15 protein-coding genes are annotated in these 20,817 nt (G+C 56.3%); 12 read left to right on the top strand and 3 right to left on the bottom strand.

The window, feature by feature from the left end; all coding sequences use genetic code 11:
- Positions 1–72 precede the first annotated feature (72 nt).
- Complete coding sequence (locus ACSVHP_RS10345) at positions 73–1,554, top strand: EAL domain-containing protein (protein WP_447551844.1); 1,482 nt, start codon at positions 73–75, stop codon at positions 1,552–1,554.
- Between the two features lie 41 nt (positions 1,555–1,595).
- Here ACSVHP_RS10345 and yegD read toward each other — a convergent pair whose 3' ends face one another.
- On the bottom strand, positions 1,596–2,948 hold the full coding sequence (gene yegD, locus ACSVHP_RS10340; protein WP_417316500.1) for a molecular chaperone: 1,353 nt from the start codon (positions 2,946–2,948) through the stop codon (positions 1,596–1,598).
- Between the two features lie 131 nt (positions 2,949–3,079).
- Here yegD and alkA point away from each other — a divergent pair, with 131 nt between their 5' ends.
- On the top strand, positions 3,080–3,952 hold the full coding sequence (gene alkA / locus ACSVHP_RS10335) for a DNA-3-methyladenine glycosylase 2 (protein WP_447551843.1): 873 nt from the start codon (positions 3,080–3,082) through the stop codon (positions 3,950–3,952).
- On the opposite strand, the gene ACSVHP_RS10330 is transcribed toward alkA, so the two are convergent.
- On the bottom strand, positions 3,917–7,246 hold the full coding sequence (locus ACSVHP_RS10330) for a diguanylate cyclase (RefSeq protein ID WP_447551842.1): 3,330 nt from the start codon (positions 7,244–7,246) through the stop codon (positions 3,917–3,919). The genes alkA and ACSVHP_RS10330 overlap by 36 nt on opposite strands.
- A 343-nt stretch (positions 7,247–7,589) precedes the next feature.
- On the opposite strand from ACSVHP_RS10330, the gene udk reads away from it, so the two are divergent.
- The 3 genes from udk to asmA all read left to right on the top strand — a co-directional run bounded on the left by udk (position 7,590) and on the right by asmA (position 10,777).
- Positions 7,590–8,231 carry a uridine kinase gene (gene udk, locus ACSVHP_RS10325; protein ID WP_234676024.1) on the top strand — a complete coding sequence of 214 codons (642 nt, stop codon included), beginning with the start codon at positions 7,590–7,592 and terminating at the stop codon, positions 8,229–8,231.
- A gap of 91 nt (positions 8,232–8,322) precedes the next feature.
- Positions 8,323–8,904, top strand: coding sequence for a dCTP deaminase (dcd, locus tag ACSVHP_RS10320; RefSeq protein WP_234676026.1), 582 nt, complete (start codon positions 8,323–8,325; stop codon positions 8,902–8,904).
- Positions 8,905–8,926: 22 nt separating this feature from the next.
- The gene (gene asmA / locus ACSVHP_RS10315; protein ID WP_447551841.1) at positions 8,927–10,777 is read left to right on the top strand and encodes an outer membrane assembly protein AsmA; all 1,851 of its coding nucleotides are present in this window, start codon (positions 8,927–8,929) and stop codon (positions 10,775–10,777) included.
- Positions 10,778–10,918: 141 nt separating this feature from the next.
- Here the strand turns inward: asmA and ACSVHP_RS10310 are convergent, their stop codons facing one another.
- A complete protein-coding gene (locus ACSVHP_RS10310; protein ID WP_447551840.1) occupies positions 10,919–12,502 on the bottom strand; it encodes a TerC family protein in 1,584 nt (527 codons plus the stop codon).
- A gap of 683 nt (positions 12,503–13,185) precedes the next feature.
- On the opposite strand from ACSVHP_RS10310, the gene ACSVHP_RS10305 reads away from it, so the two are divergent.
- From ACSVHP_RS10305 to wcaD, 7 genes are all read left to right on the top strand, one after another.
- Entirely contained in the window at positions 13,186–14,325 is a 1,140-nt protein-coding gene (locus ACSVHP_RS10305) for a polysaccharide export protein (protein WP_234676504.1), read from the top strand.
- A 6-nt stretch (positions 14,326–14,331) separates the two neighbouring features.
- Positions 14,332–14,775, top strand: a complete 444-nt coding sequence (gene wzb, locus ACSVHP_RS10300; RefSeq protein ID WP_234676501.1) for a low molecular weight protein-tyrosine-phosphatase Wzb — start codon at positions 14,332–14,334, stop codon at positions 14,773–14,775.
- 2 nt (positions 14,776–14,777) lie between these two features.
- Complete coding sequence (gene wzc / locus ACSVHP_RS10295) at positions 14,778–16,940, top strand: tyrosine-protein kinase Wzc (RefSeq protein WP_447551839.1); 2,163 nt, start codon at positions 14,778–14,780, stop codon at positions 16,938–16,940.
- Positions 16,941–17,066: 126 nt separating this feature from the next.
- Entirely contained in the window at positions 17,067–17,909 is an 843-nt protein-coding gene (gene wcaA, locus ACSVHP_RS10290) for a colanic acid biosynthesis glycosyltransferase WcaA (RefSeq protein WP_447551838.1), read from the top strand.
- On the top strand, positions 17,909–18,400 hold the full coding sequence (wcaB, locus tag ACSVHP_RS10285) for a colanic acid biosynthesis acetyltransferase WcaB (RefSeq protein ID WP_234676495.1): 492 nt from the start codon (positions 17,909–17,911) through the stop codon (positions 18,398–18,400). The genes wcaA and wcaB overlap by 1 nt, the downstream gene beginning before the upstream one ends.
- A complete protein-coding gene (gene wcaC, locus ACSVHP_RS10280) occupies positions 18,397–19,614 on the top strand; it encodes a colanic acid biosynthesis glycosyltransferase WcaC (RefSeq protein ID WP_417313543.1) in 1,218 nt (405 codons plus the stop codon). The genes wcaB and wcaC overlap by 4 nt, the downstream gene beginning before the upstream one ends.
- Complete coding sequence (gene wcaD / locus ACSVHP_RS10275; RefSeq protein WP_447551837.1) at positions 19,589–20,809, top strand: colanic acid polymerase WcaD; 1,221 nt, start codon at positions 19,589–19,591, stop codon at positions 20,807–20,809. Before wcaC ends, wcaD begins: the two co-directional genes overlap by 26 nt.
- Positions 20,810–20,817: the final 8 nt, after the last annotated feature.

Raw genomic sequence — 20,817 nt, 5'->3', positions numbered from 1 at the left:
CGTAAAATTGTAAACGTTCTCTCTGTTTAAGGGCGGGGCTGCCTTTGCAATTAAACCATGATGGTGATGATGATGAATACGAAAAAGGTCTTCCTGCTTAGTTATGACATTTATCTTTTCTCGGGGATCAGATCCTGGTTACATAATCTGATTCTGGTGGATAGCGGAACCTATATTGTTGATACCGACGTGTCTGCCCCCCAGTATAATTCCTGTCTGTTGATTATTGACAGCAGAATGCCGTTTACGTTAGTGAAAAAGTGGCTGCAACGAAATAGCGGACAATTTATCAGTGTGAACAGCGTGGTTATCCGACTGAGTGAAAATAAATGTATTAACCGAGGGTTTGAATACGCTGAGGCTATTGATGCAAATCTCCAGTGCGGCACCCTGATGGGCAGCCTTAAGCGCATCCTGATGGCTGAAAACGATCCGGGTAACTCCGGTGCGCTGGGGATGGTGGATGACTTCCGCCTGAGCGATTTTGAGCAGGAGATGCTTTACGCCTCTTTCACCCGATCGGGGCTGGAGGCGTTTTGTCACGCGAACTCGTTAACGATAAAATCCCTGTACCGCTACCGGGACAAAATCAACCACCGTCTGGGATTTGATAATTTCAACGAATCCCTGATTTATCTGTGCAGAAATAGCTTCCTGGCACAGAGCAGAAAAGGGAAGGGCGGTTTAACTGCCCGGGCCGTTCAAAGTTCAGTCTCCGACAGCGCGGAGGCCAGCCGCTTAAGTCTGGCACTCAAAAACGATGAAATTATCCCTTATTACCAGCCCATTGTCGGCCACGCGGGGGACGTGTGCGGCGTAGAGGTGCTGGCGCGTTGGCCATTGGGTCATCACTATGCGATTTCCCAGCGCGAGTTTATTCCGCTGGCAGAAAGCAGCGGATTAATTAATGAGCTAACCAGCTATTTAATGAATAAGGTCGCGGGTGATTTAAATGAGATTGTCGGCCTGGAAAAGCCGTTTTTCGTGGCGTTTAACGTCAGCCCGTCAAACTTGAGCAACCCGGTCTTTTACTGGGAATGCCTCAATTTTTTAGAGCTGACCGAATCGCTGCCCATCAAGCTGATGATCGAGATTACGGAAAATCAGACGCTGGTGGTCACGCCCGCGGTGAAAGAGCTGATCCGTTCATTGCGCAACCGCGGCGTGCTTTTCGCGCTGGATGATTTCGGTACCGGCTACGCCAACCTCTGCTATCTGAACGAGCTTGAACTGGACGTGATTAAAATCGACAAGACCTTTATCAACGGCATTCACGCGCAGGAGCAGTCGTTACCGATGCTGGAGTCGATGATTAACCTGGCGGCGATCCTCGGGCTGCGCACCGTCGCGGAGGGGGTGGAATATGATTACCAGCGTGACTGGCTGATGAATAACCAGGTTGATTTTCAGCAGGGCTACTATTTTATGCCGCCGGTGGCGCTGGCTGACTTTAAAGGCTATTTGCAGCGATGTGAAAACGTCGTCACGGAGCCTGTATGGGAAAAGAAGCAGGTGGTAAGGCGGCGGGAAGACAAGCGCGTTAGCCTCCTGTAGATAACAAAGCCCCTCGCTAACGCAGAGGGGCTTCACGAGCCTTAGCTGAACATCACCTGCGCCCAGCGCGCCAGCCCGGCGGTCACGGAGCCAAAGTCATCGCCTCCGGCAATCGGAATACCCGGCAGCTGCTCCGCCAGCGCCTTTTTGATCAGCGGTGAACGGGCGCTTCCGCCGGTCAGGTAGATCACGTCCGGCTTCTCTTTACCGTTCTCCAGCGCCAGCTGCACCTGTTCCAGAATGCGCTGTAGCGGCTGCGCGAGCGCCGTTTCCAGCCCCTGTTGGGTAATGGCGGTGGCGAGATCGTCGCTGATAAAGGGCAGCGAAACCGCGTGCTCGGGGCTGCCAGAGAGCGCAATTTTGCTCTCTTCCGCCGTGCGCACCACGCGATAGCTCAGGCGCTGACGCCAGACCTTGTAGAGCAGGGCGACTTTGTCGGCGTCCTGGGCATCGCGCATCATATCGTTCAGGAAGCGGCCGTTGGCGGTGCTGTAAAAATCGCTCTGCGCCGGAACATCGTTAATAGCGATGGCGTTCCACCACGGCAGGATCGGCAGGGCGATCCCTTTTTCCGTTTGTCCGCCCATGCCCAGCAGCGGCATCAGGCTTTTAAACGCGAGGGCGATATCCAGATCGTTACCGCCCACGCGGCACCCGCTGTGCCCGAGCAGGCTGCCTTCGCGGTCGCGGCGGTTATGCCACTGCGGCCCCATCAGCAGCAGCGAGCAGTCCGTGGTTCCGCCCCCGATATCCACCACCAGCACGCGTTTCTCTTCCGTCAGCGTGGCTTCGAAATCCAGCCCCGCCGCAACCGGCTCGTACTGGAACACCACGTCGTGAAAGCCGGCGCGCTTTGCGGCACGCTCAAGAATGCCCTGCGCCTGCTGGTTGGCCTCATCGCCCCCTAAGCCCTGGAAGTTAATCGGACGGCCAATCACCGCCTGGTCGATGGTTTCCGTTACCTGGGTCTGCGCCTGATTGCGAATGTGTACCATCATCGCGCACACCAGATCCTCGAACATCGCTACCTGCTGCGGCTTCAGGCCGCTGGCACCGAGGAACGATTTAGGCGATTTAACGAAGTAGACCTCTTCCGGATCCTCAACGTACTGGCCCAGAGAGGAGAGGCCAAACTGGACGCTTGCGGGCGTGACGTCGATATCTTCTTCACGGTTGAAACTCACCGCGCGGCGCAGCAGCGCCTGGGTTTCCGCAGCAGTAGCCGGAACCTGATGGTGACGGAAAAGCCATTCGCTGACCGCTTCACGGGTCGGTGCGCAGAGCATAGACGGCAGCAGCGTGCTCTCTTTTTCCATTTTCAGGAGCCGTGGTTGCCCGTTTTGCACGATCGCAACCGAGCAGTTCGCCGTACCGTAGTCAAATCCAATAAACACGTAGACATCCCCATGCCGGTGAGAAGGGGCGAGACTTTAGCGAAATGTCCGGCCTGCGACAACAGGAATATGAAAGCAAAGCGAAAGCGGTCTCTTCGGTTTATGCTGTGGAGAACATAAAAGGAGCAGCGATGTATTCCCTGAACTGGCAACCCCCTTACGACTGGCAGTGGATGTTTGGCTTTCTTGGCGCGCGTGCGCTCGCGGGCGTTGAAACCGTCACCGAAACCTACTACGAGCGCAGCTTTGCCTGCGACGGGCATCAGGGCGTGTTTCGCGTCACTCCGGATATCAGCACCTGCACGCTACAGGTGACGCTCAGTGCGGGGCTGGAGCCGGTGGCGCCCGCGTGTCTGGCGCGTATCGAACGGCTGTTCGATCTTCAGTGCGATCCGCAGGTCATACAGGCCACGCTCGGCGAGCTTGGCGCAGCGCGGCCCGGTTTACGCCTGCCGGGGGCAATGGACGCGTTCGAGCAGGGCGTGCGGGCGATTCTGGGGCAGCTGGTGAGCGTGGCGATGGCGGCAAAGCTTGCCGGACGCGTCGTGGCGCTGTGCGGCGAGCCGGTAAAGGATTTCCCGCACTATCTCTGCTTCCCAACGCCCGAGGCGCTGGCGGCAGCAGATCCGCTGGCTCTGAAGGCGCTTGGAATGCCGCTTAAGCGCGCGGAATCGCTGATCCATCTGGCGCGGTCGGTGTCAGAGGGGACGTTTCCGCTACGGCCGCCGGAGGATATCGAGGCGGGCATGAAGGCGCTACAGCAGAGGCCGGGAATAGGGCGCTGGACGGCGAACTATCTCGCCCTGCGCGGCTGGCAGGCGAAGGACGTATTTCTGCCGGACGATTATCTGATTAAGCAGCGCTTTGCGGGCATGACCCCGGCGCAGATCCGCCGCTATGCCCTGCGCTGGCAGCCGTGGCGCTCTTACGCCCTGCTTCATATCTGGTACACCGACGGCTGGACGCCGTCAGTTGATGGCGAAATAGCTGGTGTTCAGCAGTAGATCCAGCGGCTGCGGTTCGGCAATGGTGTCGCCGTAGATAAAATCGATGCCGATGCCGGAAAGCGTGTCCATCATGATGGGCTGATTGCACGGCCCGGCGAGGGTTTTCATTCCCAGGCGCTGGGCGTGTCCCTGAATAATGGTCACCATCATCTCATCCATCAGGTTACCGTGAACGTTGGTCACCACGTCGGCGTCCAGCATCAGGTAATCGGCCACGTTTGCTGAAAGGGCGCTGAAGACGTTCATGTCGTGCCCCACCTGGCTTAGCACCACGCGGCAGCCCGCCTGACGCAGTTTTTGCAGCCCCTGCTGAACGTTCTGATCGGTGCTTTGCACCACGTCAACGGCAATCACCAGATGCAGCAGACGGCCCGGCAGCGGGCTTTTCTCCAGCATGTCGAGCAGTTCGTCCACCAGCGTGACGCTGGCCAGCCCGGCTTCGGAGAGGGGCAGGGCCACGCCCATCCCTTTTGCCGCCACCTGCGGCGCGTAGCTGCGGAAGAACTCGCTGAAAATGCGGCGGTCGAGGGCGTGCAGCAGCTCGGTTTCCGCCAGACCGGCGCGGAAGGCCTGTTCTTCCTGCATTTCCCCCTGGCTGGTCCACAGGCGCAGGGAGATCAGCCAGAAGCTGGTGCTTTCCGGGATGCGCGGCGAGGCCACGCTGCGGCCGATCATCATCAGATGATTGTCTTTGATCATGTGCCACTGCTCGTCGAGCGACATCATGCTGCGGCTACTGTGAACGCGCTCCTGCTGCGGTTCGTAGACCGTCACCACGCCGCGCCCGTTGTTCTTCGAGGCGTAACAGGCGATATCGGCCTGAGACATCACCTCGGCGGCCTGATGGTTGCCCTCATCAATCAGGGTAATGCCCGCGCTGGCGCCGATGCGGTGCAGGCGGCCTTCCCACATAAAGTGATAGTTATTGATGGAGTCGATCAGGCGACCCGCAATGTAGCGGGCGCTTTCGATATTGCACTCCGGCAGCAGCAGGCCAAACTCGTCGCCCCCCAGACGTGCCAGCACGTCGCTGGAGCGCAGCATGGTCAGCATCAGCGAAGAGAGCTCCCGCAGCAGCGCATCCCCGGCGGCGTGCCCGGCGGTATCGTTCACCGCCTTAAAGCGGTCAAGATCGATAAACACCAGCGCGTGTCGCTGGCGGGTCTCCTGTACCGTCTGCAACAGCCGCTTAAGGTGATTCTCAAAGCTCACGCGGTTTGCGAGGCGGGTGAGGGCGTCGTGCGATGCGCTGTAGCTCAGCTGGCGCAGCATTTTGCGCGATTCGGTTACGTCCTGGATCACCAGCACCGAGCCGATGTTTTGCCCGTCGAGGGTGCTGAGCGGGGTGATGCTGTAGTGAATGTCAAAACTGCCCCCGTTACGGCAGTTCAGCACCACGTCCTGCTCGATATCCGAACGCGACATATCGCCGCTGTGGATGTTCTCCATCAGCGGGCCATTTTCACCGAAGGTGATGTGCAGCACTTTCAGCACCGGCTGGCCAATGGCATCAGCCTGCGCCCAGCCGCTCATCTTCTCGGCGACCGGGTTCATAAAGGTGACGTTCATGTCCACGTCGGTACAGAGCACCGCTTCGCCGATGGAGTCGAGGGTAATGTGCAGACGCTCTTTTTCCTGGAACAGGGCCTCGTTAAGCTGCTTCACCTCGGTCATATCCATGTTAATGCCGAGCACGCGTTCCACCTCGCCCTGCTTGTTCAGCACGCGGTTCGCCAGGGAGCGAATATGTCGCACCCCCTCCTTAACCCGGATGCGGAATTCCAGCTTGAAGGGCATACGCGCCATCAGCGAGTCGCGCACCACCTGTTCGGCGTATGCTCTGTCTTCGGGCACCATCGCCTCATGCCAGATCTGCCACGTCGGCTTGATGTGCGGGGGAATTTCGTACAGCTCGAACATCTTTTTGTCCCAGCTGATGACGTCAGGCTCCAGATCCCACTCCCAGATGCCTATTCCGCCCGCGTCGTTGGCAAGCGTGATGCGCTCCATCAGACGTTTATTGACCCACTCCGTCTGTTTGAGATCGTTGATATCTTCAATCTGGGCGATGAAATAGAGCGGGGTGCCGTCCGCGTGGCGCACGACGGAGACCGCCAGCAGCGCCCAGACCACCTCGCCGCTGCGGGTGTAGTAGCGTTTTTCCAGCGAATAGGTGTTGATGTCACCGCTGACCAGCTGTTCCAGCTGCTCAAGATCGGTATTGAGATCTTCCGGCCAGGTGAGCTGCTGGAAGGTCAGGGACTGTAGCTCGCTCTGGGTATAGCCGAGGAAGTGACACAGCGCTTTGTTGGCCTGTAGCCACTGCCCCTCAATGCCTACCAGCGCCATGCCGATAGCGGAATACTCCATGGCGTTACGAAAACGTTCTTCGCTCTCGGTAATGTGCTTACGCTCGGCGCGAAAGGCATACATCACCATGGTCATCACGTTGGCGGGAAGCAGCATCATCAGGAAGGGGAGCCACGGGGCGTTAAACATCGCGCCGTTGTTTTGCGTCACCATCGGCGCGGGGTTGTGCGCCATCATCAACGACACCATCATGACGGTGACCAAAAAGACCAGGAAGGCTTCCATGCGCGGCAGACGCACCGCGCTCCACATCAGCAGTACGATGACGCAGGTAAACGGCCAGGGCAGCCAGGTCATGGCTATCCAGCTCAGCATCAGCGTTACCGCCATCGTTAACAGCGTTTCCAGCAGCAGCTGCGGGTTGCGGTGGCGCAGTAAATAGTGCGGCTTAAAGAGTAATCCCAGCGGCACCAGCGCCAGCGCGCCGATAGATTCCGATAATACCCAGACCAGGAAGTTACGCAGCGGCTCCGCGCTCGGCACCAGGAAATGAATCATTATCCCGCCTAACAGCGGCGGGATCAGGGCGCTGCCGATAGCCAGGCGTATCCAGTCGTTGAGGTTTTGCAGCGGGTTGTACCAGGGCAGCAGCTTACGCAGCAGCAGGGCGCCAACGCAGGCTTCAATGACGTTAACGGCGGTATAGGCAAGACCAATTGAGTTCCAGGAGAACAGCATCCACGAGGCAAACACGTTGCCGAAGGAGCAGGCCAGCGCAATGCCCGGCCACATCTTTCCGGCATGGCGATAAAACGCCACCATCATAATGGACGTCGGGAACCAGAGCGGGGCGAGGAGCGTGCCAAAGCGGGTCAGCTCCAGCGAGAAAAGGGTAAAGATGAAAGTGACCAGGCCCAGGCAGACAAGTCGCAGTAAAGGATGTGGGGTAGTAACCAAAACCCGCTGGTATTGTTTATTCATTACCGCTTTATCCAGGGACGCCGTGCCGTCAGGAACCAGGTCCGGACGAGAGAATTTTTGAATTTGGTTTATGCTAGTACAAACAATTTACAATTCATATGCTGACTGCTCATAATTTGACATCATAGACTTATTAAATAGTTACTCCCTAAAAAATTCATATTAAACGCCGAAAAAGTGATCGTTAAAATTTAGCTAAAGTGAGAAAAACTGACTTTTCAGCCCGTCTCGCAGAACCTGCGCTTTCGACTGGTATCACGACCCCGAAATCCCTATAATTGCCGCGTTTGACGCTCCGGCGTCGCCCTTCCTTAACATCCAGGTTAATCAGGTCGCTAAATTTATGACTGATAAGTCTCATCAGTGCGTCATCATAGGCATCGCCGGCGCATCCGCTTCAGGTAAAAGTCTTATTGCCAGTACGCTTTATCGCGAACTGCGCGAACAAGTTGGTGATGAGCACATCGGTGTCATTCCCGAAGATAGCTATTATAAAGACCAATCGCATCTCTCGATGGAAGAACGCGTTAAAACCAACTATGACCATCCGAATGCGATGGACCACAGTCTGTTGTTCCAGCATTTAGAAGCGCTGAAAAGCGGCCAGGCGATTGAACTGCCTGTTTACAGCTACGTAGAACACACCCGCACCGCGGATACCGTTCGCATTGAGCCGAAAAAAGTCATCATCCTTGAAGGCATTCTGCTTCTGACCGACGCGCGCCTGCGTGAATCCATGAACTTCTCTATCTTCGTGGATACCCCACTGGATATCTGCCTGATGCGCCGCATCAAGCGCGACGTGAACGAGCGTGGCCGTTCGATGGACTCGGTAATGGCGCAATATCAGAAAACCGTCCGCCCGATGTTCCTGCAATTTATCGAACCGTCCAAGCAGTACGCCGATATCATCGTGCCGCGCGGCGGGAAAAACCGCATTGCTATCGATATCTTAAAAGCGAAAATCAGCCAGTTTTTTGAATAAACCGCGCGAATTGTGTACCGTTCAGAGATAACCTGGTTTGCCCTGACGCTTCAACGGCTTCAGGGAACGATGCACGAAAGGAGAAAGTGCCATGCGTCTTTGTGACCAAGATATAGAAGCCTGGCTGGATGAAGGCCGTCTGTCTATCACGCCTCGCCCGCCGGTTGAGCGTATCAACGGCGTGACCGTTGACGTGCGGCTGGGGAATAAATTCCGTACCTTTAGCGGCCATACCGCGCCGTTTATCGATCTTAGCGGGCCGAAAGATGAAGTGAGCGCGGCGCTCGATCGCGTGATGAGCGACGAAATCGTGCTTGCGGACGGCGACGCGTTTTACCTGCATCCGGGCGAGCTGGCGCTGGCGGTGACCTATGAATCCGTCACCCTTCCGGCGGATCTGGTGGGCTGGCTTGACGGGCGTTCTTCGCTGGCGCGTCTGGGGCTGATGGTTCACGTGACCGCGCACCGTATCGATCCGGGCTGGTCTGGGCGCATCGTACTGGAGTTTTTCAACGCCGGTAAACTGCCGCTGGCGCTGCGTCCTGGTATGATGATTGGCGCCCTGAGCTTCGAGCCGCTGACCGGGCCGGCCGCGCGTCCTTATAATCGTCGCCAGGATGCAAAATATCGCGATCAGCAGGGTGCCGTCGCAAGCCGTATCGATAAAGACTGACAGTGAGTCCATTGAGGATGCCATGAGAAGAGTTCTGACGACGCTGATGATTTTGCTGGTGGTGCTGGTTGCTGGCCTTTCAGCGTTAGTTCTGCTGGTTAACCCTAACGATTTTCGCGCCTACATGGTGCGTCAGGTCGAAGCGCGTAGCGGTTATGAACTGAAGCTGGACGGCCCGCTGCGCTGGCACGTCTGGCCGCAGCTCAGCATTCTCTCTGGCCGCATGTCGCTCACCGCGCCGGGGGCCGCTGCGTCGCTGGTGTCGGCGGACAATATGCGCCTTGATGTTGCCCTTATTCCGCTCTTTTCGCATCAGCTTCAGGTGAACCAGGTGATGCTGAAAGGGGCGGTGATCCAGCTTACGCCGCAAACCGAAGCCGTCCGCAAGGCGGATGCCCCGGTTGCGCCGCGTGAAAACACCCTCCCGGATGAACCCTCTGATACCGGCTGGTCGTTTGATATCGGCAGCCTGAAGGTGGCGGACAGCGTGCTGGTCTTCCAGCATGAAGGTGATGAACAGGTCACGGTGCGCAATATCAGCCTGAAGATGGAGCAGGACGAGAATCATCAGGCCACTATTGATTTCTCCGGGCGCGTCAACCGCGATCAGCGCGATCTGACGCTCTCTCTCAACGCCAACGTCAACGCCGCCGATTATCCGCATCAGCTGACGGCGGACATTCAGCAGCTAAACTGGCAGCTGACGGGGGCCGATCTGCCTTCGCAGGGGATCGCCGGCCAAGGCTCGCTACAGGCCGTCTGGCGCGAAGAACAACAGCAGCTTGAGCTGGATAAGCTCAATCTCCAGGCGAATGACAGCAGCCTGAAAGGGCAGGCGAGTGTCTCCCTTGCCGAAAAACCGAAGTGGGTATTTAACCTGCAATTCGACAAACTCAATCTCGAAAACCTTCTTGCCGTCCCGGCAGCGGACGGAAATGGCGCAGACGCGCCGCAGACCGGGCAAAACCAGCCTAAACAGCCGCGCCCGGTGATCTCCTCAAACCTTGACCAGCCGGATTATAATGGGCTGCGCGGATTTACCGCGGACGTGATGCTTAAGGCCAACAGCGTGCGCTGGCGCGGTATCGACTTCACGGACGTCAGCAGCCAGATGTTCAACCATAACGGGCTGCTGGTTATCTCAGATCTGAGCGGCAAGATGGGCGACGGGCATATCTCGTTACCCGGCACGCTGGACGTGCGTAACGATAATTCCACCGCTGAGTTCCAGCCGCGCCTCGACAACGTCGAGATTGGCACCATTCTGAAAGCCTTCAACTACCCGATCTCCCTTACCGGGAAGATGGCGCTGGCGGGGGATTTCTCCGGCACCAAAATTGATGCCGATGCCTTCCGCCATGACTGGCAGGGGCAGGCGCACGTCGAGCTGAAAAACACCCGCATGGAAGGCCTTAACTTCCAGCAGCTGGTGCAGCAGGCGGTTGAGCGCAGCAGCAACGTTACCGCGAAAGAGAACTACGATAGCGCCACGCGTCTGGACTCCTTCGTGAGCGACCTGACGCTTGATAGCGGCACGCTTACCCTGAACGGTATGGAAGGCGCCTCGCAGATGCTCTCTTTAACCGGCGAAGGCTCTCTTGACCTGGTAAAAGAAACGGCGGATACGCGCTTTAACGTTCGCGTGCTGTCCGGCTGGGAAGGCGAGGGCAAGCTGGTCGATTTTTTGAAAGAAACGCCGATTCCGCTGACCGTATACGGGAAATGGCAGGCGCTGAACTACAGCCTCCAGGTGGATCAGGTGCTGCGTAAGCATTTGCAGGATGAAGCGAAGCGTCGCCTGAACGAGTGGGCGGATAAGAATAAGGATTCCCAAAAAGGGAAGGATGTGAAGAAGCTTTTAGAGAAGCTTTGATGGGGAACCAAATCGCGCTGACACCTTCACGAGTCGTATGGCGTGAGTGAAGCAAGAAACTCAGGGTGAACAAAGCGGCCGCAACAGCCGTATGTTCCCCCTCACCCCGACCCTCTCCCTCAAGGGAGAGGGGGCTGTAACCTAAACCTCAAAATCCAGCGCGTCCTCATCCCGTAGCGGGATCAGCTGCACCTTCTGCACGCGGTGGCTCTCAACCTGGAGCGTCTTCAGCCTGTAGTCCCCCACCTGAACCTCTTCGCCCGGCTTCGGAATGCGCTGTAGATACTCCATCAGCAGCCCCGCAATGGTGTGGTATTCGCGCTTATCGTCCAGCGGCAGCGGTACAAACTGCACCAGATCTTCCAGCGGCATATGGCCGTTCGCCGTCCAGGAGCCGTCCGCGTTTTTCTGGATGTCATGGCGCGCGTCAATCTCGTCCACCTCGTTCGGCAGATTCCCGGCGATGGTTTCCATCACGTCGCTCAGCGTCACCAGCCCCTCGACGGAGCCAAACTCATCCACTACAAAGGCAAAGTGGGTGCGCGCGTTGCGGAACTGCTCCAGCGCAGACAGTAGCTGGAGCGTTTCCGGGAACACCAGCGGCTGGCGCACCAGCACGCGCAGGTTGAGGGGGTCACCGTGAAGCTGCTGCTGGAGCAGGTCGATAACGTGGACCACGCCGAGCAGATCTTCCTCGTCATCGCGCCCGGTCACCACCACGCGGGTATGCTGGTTTTTATCCAGCAGCGCGCGGATCTGCTCTTCCGGGGCGTTCAGATCGATATGCTCAATATCGTGACGCGACGTCATGATGCTGCTGACCGAGCGCTGGTTGAGATTCAGCACGCGCTCAATCATCAGCCGCTCCTGCGGGTTAAAAATCTGCCCGTCGCTGTGGTCGGCCAGCATAGCGGAGGACTCCGCGTCCAGCTCTGCATCCTCTTTTCTGCCGCTCAGCAGGCGCATTACCGTGTCCGCGGTGCGCTGACGCAGAGACTGGTTAGCGGACAGGAAGCGTCGACGGTTGAAAATCGCCAGCTGGTTCAGCGATTCGATGATCACCGAGAAGCCAATCGCGGCGTACAGATAGCCCTTCGGAATAGTGAAGCCAAAGCCGTCGGCGACCAGGCTAAAGCCAATCATCAGCAGGAAGCTCAGGCAGAGGATCACGATAGTCGGGTGGCTGTTCACAAACCGCGTCAGCGCCTTGCTCGCCATCACCATCAGGCTGATAGCGATAATCACCGCCGCCATCATCACCGCCAGATGGTCAACCATCCCGACGGCGGTGATCACCGAGTCCAGCGAGAAGACCGCGTCGAGCACCACAATTTGCGCCACCACCGGCCAGAACTTCGCTCCGCGCCGCTGGGTGGGGTTTTCATTATCTTTCCCTTCGAGCCGCTCGTTAAGCTCCACCGTTGCCTTGAACAGCAGGAACAGCCCACCGAACAGCATGATCAGATCCCGGGCGCTGAAGCTCAGGCCGTGGAACGACACGATGGGTTTTGTCAGCGTCACCAGCCAGGAGATAGAGGCCAGCAGCAGCAGGCGCATCACCATCGCCAGCAGCAGACCCGTCACTCGCGCGCGGTCGCGCTGGGACGGCGGCAGTTTTTCGGCGAGGATGGCGATAAAGACCAGATTATCAATACCGAGCACTAGCTCGATGACCACCAGCGTGACCAGCCCGGCCCAGATTGATGGATCGGCAATCCATTCCATAGTAATAGCAATACCTTCTGTTATATGACCAATGTCACACTTCGATCATGGATAAAGCGGGCGAAAATTGCAATGTCGACCTGAGATTTCTCTTAATCAATATTAAATGAAGGGGTAAAAGTATTCTTATTATTGTCAGGTGAAATATCAAATTGTCTGATAATGAATAAAAATAAGAAATATCGCAGGACGCTTTTTTCTCTTTGAATAAGTCAATATAAAGAAAATCCTAAAAGGCGAAAAACGAGCGCTTAATATTAATCTTAAAAAACCATTTCCGGGCAGTTGTTACCTTGCCTGCTATTAGGTTAGCTGCAACAATTCCTCCAGTATCACATTTCCTGCTGTTATTACCATGCTTACAGAATGGTGAGGAATACGTAATCAGTGCGGCATTAAACGCGCCTGAAGTATTTTTTGTTTTAACCCAATCAAAGAGGGTGTTTATCCATAACATATTGTTTATGCAGTGGATTGGTAACTGAAAGCCAAGGGCGGTAGCGTGCCTGAAAGCGTGTGAATCGGCCCCGTTTATTCTGTCAATAGCCAATGGATGAATAAGATTTTTTTAGGACTGATGCCAGTTATATTTGTATTTAATTAACTGCATTCTGATTGTCGTTTCGATCCGCGCTTATTTAAATTGCACAGGATAATTACTCTGCCAAAGTGATAATTAATCAATGATGAAATCCAAAATGAAATTGATGCCATTATTGGTGTCTGTGACCTTGATGAGTGGTTGCACGGTTTTTCCCGGCAGCAATATGTCAACCATGGGAAAGGATGTGATTAAACAGCAAGATGCTGATTTCGACCTCGACCGGATGGTCAACGTCTATCCTCTCACCCCTCGTCTGGTTGAACAGCTCCGCCCGCGACCAAACGTGGCGCAGCCCAATACCTCTCTGGACCAGGAAATTGCCGCCTACCAGTACCGCGTAGGGCCGGGCGATGTGATTAACGTGACGGTCTGGGATCACCCGGAACTCACCACGCCGGCGGGCCAGTACCGCAGCTCCAGCGACACCGGTAACTGGGTGCAGCCGGACGGCACCATGTTCTATCCGTATATCGGCAAAGTCCACGTGGTCGGCAAAACCCTCGCAGAAATTCGTAGTGATATTACCGGCCGCTTAGCGCAGTACATCGCCGACCCGCAGGTGGACGTTAATATCGCCGCATTCCGCTCGCAAAAAGCCTATGTCTCCGGACAGGTGAACAAATCGGGCCAGCAGGCGATCAGCAACGTGCCGCTGACGGTGCTCGATGCGATCAACGCCGCGGGCGGCCTGACCGATGCGGCAGACTGGCGCAACGTGGTGCTGACCCACAACGGCAAAGAGCAGCGCATTTCCCTGCAAGCGCTGATGCAAAACGGCGACCTGAGCCAGAACCGTCTGCTCTATCCGGGCGATATTCTCTACGTGCCGCGCAACGACGATCTCAAAGTGTTCGTGATGGGCGAAGTGAAAAAACAGAGCACGCTCAAAATGGACTTCAGCGGCATGACCCTGACCGAAGCGCTGGGCAATGCGGAAGGTATCGATCTGACCTCGTCTAACGCCAGCGGCATCTTCGTGATTCGTCCGCTGAAGGGCGAAGGCAGCGCGAAGGGCAAGATTGCCAATATTTACCAGCTGGATATGTCCGATGCGACCTCGCTGGTAATGGCGACCGAATTCCGCCTCCAGCCGTACGATGTGGTGTATGTCACGACCGCACCGGTTGCCCGCTGGAACCGCCTGATCAACCAGTTGCTGCCAACCATCAGTGGCGTTCGCTACATGACGGACACGGCGCGCGACATTCATACCTGGTAATCCGCGATGTTTAACAAAATTCTGGTGGTATGCGTGGGGAACATTTGCCGTTCCCCGACGGCTGAGCGGCTGCTCAAACAGTATCAACCCGGCCTTACCGTGGATTCCGCAGGGCTCGGCGCGCTGGTCGGTAAAGGAGCCGACGCGCGCGCCGCGAGCGTTGCCGGAGATCACAACCTCTCTTTAGACGGTCACAGCGCCCGTCAGGTTACGGGGCGCATGTGCCGTGAATATGACCTGATTCTGGCGATGGAAAAACGCCACATTCATGCCCTGTGCGAAATTGCCCCGGAAATGCGGGGCAAGGTGATGCTCTTTGGGCACTGGGACGGTGAGCGCGAAATTCCCGACCCGTACCGCAAGAGCCAGGAGGCATTTGAGGCGGTGTACACCTTACTTGACCAGTCTGCCCGACAGTGGGCGCAGGCACTGAAAGCTCAGCAGGGATAACAATGACAGAAAAAACAAAACCTTCTGCCGCCCCGGTATCGGGCAGTGATGAGATCGATATTGGCCGCCTGGTGGGCACCATTATCGAAGCAAAATGGTGGGTGCTGGGGATCACCGCGGTGTTTGCGGTGGCGGCGTTTGTCTACACCCTGTTCGCCACGCCAATCTATAGCGCCGATGCGCTGGTGCAAATTGAGCAAAACACCGGCAACTCGCTGGTGCAGGACATCGGCTCGGCGCTGGCCAACAAGCCACCGGCGTCCGATGCGGAAATCCAGCTGATCCAGTCGCGACTCGTGCTGGGCAAGACCGTAGACGATCTTGACCTGGACATTGGCGTGTCGAAAAACACCTTCCCGGTGTTTGGCGCTGGCTGGGATCGGTTAATGGGCCGGCAGAACGACACCGTCAAAGTGACCACCTTTACCCTGCCAAAGGGCGGGGCGGAGCAAACCTTCACCCTGACCGTGCTCGGGCCAAAGCAGTATCAGCTGACCAGCGACGCCGGATTTAGCGCGCGTGGCGAAGTGGGGAAAATGCTCACTAAAGACGGCGTCAGCATGATGGTGAGCGCAATTCGCGCGGCGGACGGCGGCGAGTTTACCGTCACCAAATTCTCCACGCTCGGCATGATAAACAACCTGCAAAACAACCTGAGCGTCACCGAAAACGGCAAAGACACCGGGGTGCTGAGCCTGAGCTTTACCGGTGAAGATAAGGATCAGATCCGCGACATCCTCAACAGCATCACCCGCAACTACCTTGAGCAGAACGTTGAGCGCAAGTCGGAAGAGGCGGCGAAAAGCCTCGCCTTCCTCGCAAAACAGCTGCCGGAAGTGCGTCAGCGTCTGGACCAGGCGGAAGAGAAGCTCAACACCTATCGCCAGCAGAAGGACTCGGTGGATCTGCCGCTGGAGGCCAAATCGGTGCTGGATTCGATGGTGAACATCGACGCCCAGCTGAACGAGCTGACCTTTAAAGAGGCGGAAATTTCCAAGCTTTATACCAAACGTCATCCGGCCTACCGCACGCTGCTGGAAAAACGCCAGGCGCTGGAAGATGAAAAATCGAAGCTGAACAACCGCGTCACCGCGATGCCGGAAACCCAGCAGGAGATTGTCCGTCTGACCCGCGACGTGGAATCCGGCCAGCAGGTCTATATGCAGCTGCTGAACAAACAGCAGGAGCTGAAGATCACCGAAGCCAGCACCGTGGGCGACGTGCGTATCGTCGACTCGGCCATCACCCAGCCCGGCGTGCTGAAACCGAAGAAGGCGCTGATTATTCTCGGCAGCATTATCCTCGGCCTGATGCTCTCTATCGTTGGCGTGCTGCTGCGCTCCCTGTTTAACCGCGGTATCGAAAGCCCGCAGGTACTGGAAGAGCACGGCATCAGCGTGTATGCCAGCATTCCGCTCTCCGAGTGGCAGAAATCCCGCGACAGCGTCAAAACCGTCAAGGGCGTTAAGCGCTACAAGCAGAGCCAGCTTCTGGCGGTGGGTAATCCGACCGATCTGGCGATCGAGGCGGTGCGCAGCCTGCGTACCAGCCTGCACTTCGCCATGATGCAGGCGAAAAACAACGTCCTGATGATGACCGGGGTCAGCCCGTCAATTGGTAAGACCTTTGTCTGCGCCAACCTGGCGGCGGTGGTGAGCCAGACCAACAAGCGCGTGCTGCTGATCGACTGCGACATGCGTAAGGGCTACACCCACGAGCTGCTCGGCACCAATAACGTCAACGGCCTGTCGGAAATTCTGCTCGGTAAAGGGGACATCAGCCAGAGCGCGAAGCCCACTTCCGTGCCGAATTTTGACCTCGTGCCTCGCGGTCAGGTGCCGCCAAACCCGTCTGAGCTGCTGATGAGCGAACGCTTCACCCAGCTTATCGATTGGGCGAGCAAAAACTACGACCTGGTGCTGATCGATACCCCGCCAATCCTCGCCGTGACCGATGCCGCCGTCGTGGGGCGCCATGCGGGCACCACGCTGATGGTGGCGCGCTATGCGGTGAATACCCTGAAAGAGGTGGAAACCAGCCTCAGCCGCTTCGAGCAGAACGGCATTGAGGTGAAAGGGGTGATCCTGAACTCCATCTTCCGTCGCGCCACCGGGTACCAGGACTACGGGTACTACGAGTACGAATATAAGTCTGACAGTAAATAACAAAACACCTTACCCCTCACCCTAACCCTCTCCCTAAAAGGGAGAGGGGACTGTTCGGTGCCGCCTTTCACCCTCTCCCTCTGGGGAGAGGGCCGGGGTGAGGGGAGTAGAGGTGAGGGGAATAATATGAATACACAACGCCCTTTAATTTCAATTTACATGCCGACATGGAACCGTCAGCAGCTGGCGATCCGCGCCATTAAGTCGGTCCTGCGCCAGGACTATGACCACTGGGAACTGCTGATCGTCGACGACTGCTCGTCGTCCTTCGAGCAGCTTCAGGCCTTCGTTGACGAGCTCAAGGATCCGCGCGTGCAATACACTCATAACGCCATTAATTCCGGGGCGTGCGCGGTGCGCAATCAGGCCATTATGCAGGCCAAAGGGCAGTATCTGACCGGTATCGATGATGACGACGAGTGGACGCCGAACCGCCTCTCCATCTTCCTTGCGCACAAGCACCAGCTGGTGACCCACGCGTTTCTCTACGCTAACGACTACGTGTGCCAGGGCGAAGTCTATTCCCAGCCCACGAGCCTGCCGCTTTATCCAAAATCGCCGTACTCCCGTCGCCTGTTCTACAAGCGCAACATCATCGGTAACCAGGTCTTCACCTGGGCGTGGCGCTTTAAGGAGTGTCTGTTTGATACGGAGCTGAAGGCGGCGCAGGACTACGACATTTTCCTGCGCATGGTGGTGGAATATGGCGAACCCTGGAAAGTGGAAGAAGCCACGCAAATTCTGCACATCAACCACGGGGAGATGCAAATCACCTCCTCGCCGAAGAAATTCTCCGGCTACTTCCACTTTTACCGCAAGCACAAGGACAAGTTCGACCGTGCCAGCCGTAAATACCAGCTCTACACCCTCTATCAGATCCGCAATAAGCGGATGAACTGGCGCACGCTGCTCACGCTGCTGTCCGTTCGTAACGGCAAGCGTCTGGCCGATGGACTTCGGGGGAAATAATGTTTCTGGAAGATTGCCGCGCGAACAGCTGGAGCCTGCGCCCCTGCTGCATGGTTCTGGCGTACCGTATCGCCCATTTTTGCTCAGTGTGGCGCAAAAAAAACGTACTCAACAATATCTGGGCCGCGCCGGTTCTGGTGCTGTACCGCATCATTACCGAGTGCTTCTTTGGCTATGAGATCCAGGCGGCCGCCACCATCGGTCGTCGCTTCACCATCCACCACGGCTACGCGGTGGTGATCAACAAGTTTGTGGTCGCCGGGGATGACTTCACCATTCGCCACGCGGTCACTATCGGCAACCGCGGGCCGGAAAGCCTGGCCTGCCCGGTGATTGGCAACAACGTCGAGCTGGGGGCAAACGTGGTCATCATCGGCGACCTTACCGTCGGCAATAACGTGACCATCGGCGCAGGCAGCGTGGTGCTGGACAGCATTCCCGATAACGCGCTGGTGGTGGGTGAAAAGGCCCGCGTGAAGGTGATCAAATGAATATTCTGCAATTTAACGTTCGCCTGGCCGAAGGCGGGGCGGCAGGGGTAGCGCTGGATCTGCACCAGCGCGCGCTGCAAAAAGGGCTACAGTCGCGCTTCGTTTACGGCTACGGCAAAGGCGGCAAGAAAAGCGTCAGCCACGATAACTATCCGCAGGTGATCAAACAGACGCCGCGCGTAACCTCTATCGCCAACATCGCGCTGTTCCGCCTGTTTAACCGCGATCTGTTTGGCAATCTCAACAGCCTGTACCGCACCGTGACCCGCTCGGCGGAGCCGGTGGTGCTGCATTTTCACGTCCTGCACAGCTACTGGCTGAATCTGGACGAGGTGGTCGCCTTTTGCCAGAAGGTTAAAGCGCACAGGCCGGATACCACCTTTGTCTGGACGCTGCACGACCACTGGAGCGTGACCGGGCGCTGCGCCTTTACCGACGGCTGCGAAGGCTGGAAAGATAACTGCCAGAAATGCCCGACGCTGAGCAACTATCCCCCGGTGAAGGTGGATCGCGCGCATCGGCTGGTCTCCGGCAAGCGTCAGCTTTTCCGCGACATGCTCGCCCTCGGCTGCACCTTTATTTCCCCGAGCCAGCACGTGGCGGACGCCTTTAACAGCCTGTACGGGGCGGGGCGCTGCAAAATCATCAATAACGGTATCGACGTGGCGACCGAAGAGATTCTGGCCGAGCTGACCCCGGTTCCCGTAACCCAGGGTAAGCCGAAAATCGCTATCGTTGCCCACGACCTGCGCTACGACGGCAAGACCAATCAAACGCTGGTGCGCGACATCATGGCGCTTGGGGACAACATCGAGCTGCACACCTTCGGCAAATTTTCGCCGTTCGACGGCGCGAACGTGGTTAACCACGGGTTTGAAACCGACAAGCGCAAGCTGATGAGCGCCCTGAACGGCATGGACGCGCTGGTGTTTAGCTCGCGCGTGGACAACTATCCGCTGATCTTGTGCGAAGCGCTGTCGATTGGCGTGCCGGTCATTGCCACCCACAGCGACGCCGCGCGCGAGGTGCTGGAAAAATCGGGCGGGAAAACTTTCAGCGAGAACGAGGTGCTTCCGCTGGTGCAGTTACCGAAGGCCGAGATCGCCAGGGCTGTTTTTGGCACCGACCTGGAATCGTTCCGCAACCGCAGCCGCAAGGCCTACAGTGGACAACAGATGCTGGAGGAGTATGTCTCGTTCTATCAGAATCTGTAGCTATCTGCTGCTGCCGCTGATCTACCTGCTGGTCAACGTGAAGATTGCCCAGCTTGGCGAAAGCTTCCCGATCACCATCGTCACCTTCTTGCCGGTACTGCTGCTGCTGTACGTCGAGAAGATCAGCGTGAAAAAGCTGCTGATTGCGCTGGGGATGGGAGTTGGCTTAACGGCATTTAACTACATCTTTGGGCAGTCGCTGGATGCCAGCAAATATGTAACCTCCACCATGCTGTTTGTTTATATCGTTATCATTATTGGCATGGTGTGGAGTATTCGCTTCAAAACTATTTCACCGCACAATTATAGGAAAATCCTCAGGTTCTTTTATATTGCTGTAGCCCTGATTGTTATGCTTGCCGCAATGGAGATGGCGCAAATTATTTTGACCGGCGGCAGTAGCCTGATGGAAATAATTTCGAAATATCTCATATACAGTAACAGCTATGTTCTGAACTTCATTAAGTTTGGCGGCAAGCGTACTACGGCGCTCTATTTTGAACCGGCATTCTTTGCTCTGGCGTTAATCTCAATTTGGCTCAGCATCAAACAGTTTGGTATCAAAACCCCTAAAACCGATGCTATGATTCTTGCAGGAATCGTTCTGTCAGGATCGTTCTCCGGGGTCATGACGTTTATATTGTTTTACCTGCTGGAGTGGGCGTTCCAGTACCTGAACAAGGATGCGATTAAGAAAAAACTGCCGCTGGCGATCATCTCTCTGACGGTATTTTTAGTGGGCATCATATTTGCGTTTCCGTACATCTCAGAGCGTCTGGGCGATTTGGGAACCGAAGGCTCATCCTCTTATTATCGCATCATTGGCCCATTAGTGATGGTGGGGTATTCATTAACCCATATCGACGGCGTAGTAAGATTCGGCTCACTTTACGAATATGTAGCATCATTCGGAATCTTTAACGGTGCGGATGTCGGAAAAACAATAGACAATGGCCTGTATCTGTTAATTATTTATTTTTCGTGGTTCGCCGTACTGTTGACACTTTGGTATCTGTTTAAAGTTTTTAAAATGATGATTAACGCGTTTGGTGATAACCAAAAATTTCGCGTGCAGCTTTATCTTTTTACGCCAGTGTCGCTGTTTTTTACGGGGTCAATATTTAGCCCGGAATATGCTTTCTTAATTGTCTGTCCGTTTATTCTGCGCAAAGCGCTCAATATTACGCGTGTATGACGAACTGG

Source organism: Enterobacter sp. 186315, assembly GCF_053290175.1.
This window is presented reverse-complemented; position numbering and strand designations above follow the sequence as displayed.

Bases quoted from the DNA above. Each gene is read 5' to 3' on its own strand.
- ACSVHP_RS10345 (WP_447551844.1), top strand. From the start codon at position 73: ATGAATACGAAAAAGGTCTTCCTGCTTAGTTATGACATTTATCTTTTC.
- alkA (WP_447551843.1), top strand. From the start codon at position 3,080: ATGTATTCCCTGAACTGGCAACCCCCTTACGACTGGCAGTGGATGTTT.
- ACSVHP_RS10330 (WP_447551842.1), bottom strand. From the start codon at position 7,246: ATGAATAAACAATACCAGCGGGTTTTGGTTACTACCCCACATCCTTTA.
- udk (WP_234676024.1), top strand. From the start codon at position 7,590: ATGACTGATAAGTCTCATCAGTGCGTCATCATAGGCATCGCCGGCGCA.
- dcd (WP_234676026.1), top strand. From the start codon at position 8,323: ATGCGTCTTTGTGACCAAGATATAGAAGCCTGGCTGGATGAAGGCCGT.
- asmA (WP_447551841.1), top strand. From the start codon at position 8,927: ATGAGAAGAGTTCTGACGACGCTGATGATTTTGCTGGTGGTGCTGGTT.
- ACSVHP_RS10310 (WP_447551840.1), bottom strand. From the start codon at position 12,502: ATGGAATGGATTGCCGATCCATCAATCTGGGCCGGGCTGGTCACGCTG.
- ACSVHP_RS10305 (WP_234676504.1), top strand. From the start codon at position 13,186: ATGATGAAATCCAAAATGAAATTGATGCCATTATTGGTGTCTGTGACC.
- wzb (WP_234676501.1), top strand. From the start codon at position 14,332: ATGTTTAACAAAATTCTGGTGGTATGCGTGGGGAACATTTGCCGTTCC.
- wzc (WP_447551839.1), top strand. From the start codon at position 14,778: ATGACAGAAAAAACAAAACCTTCTGCCGCCCCGGTATCGGGCAGTGAT.
- wcaA (WP_447551838.1), top strand. From the start codon at position 17,067: ATGAATACACAACGCCCTTTAATTTCAATTTACATGCCGACATGGAAC.
- wcaB (WP_234676495.1), top strand. From the start codon at position 17,909: ATGTTTCTGGAAGATTGCCGCGCGAACAGCTGGAGCCTGCGCCCCTGC.
- wcaC (WP_417313543.1), top strand. From the start codon at position 18,397: ATGAATATTCTGCAATTTAACGTTCGCCTGGCCGAAGGCGGGGCGGCA.
- wcaD (WP_447551837.1), top strand. From the start codon at position 19,589: ATGTCTCGTTCTATCAGAATCTGTAGCTATCTGCTGCTGCCGCTGATC.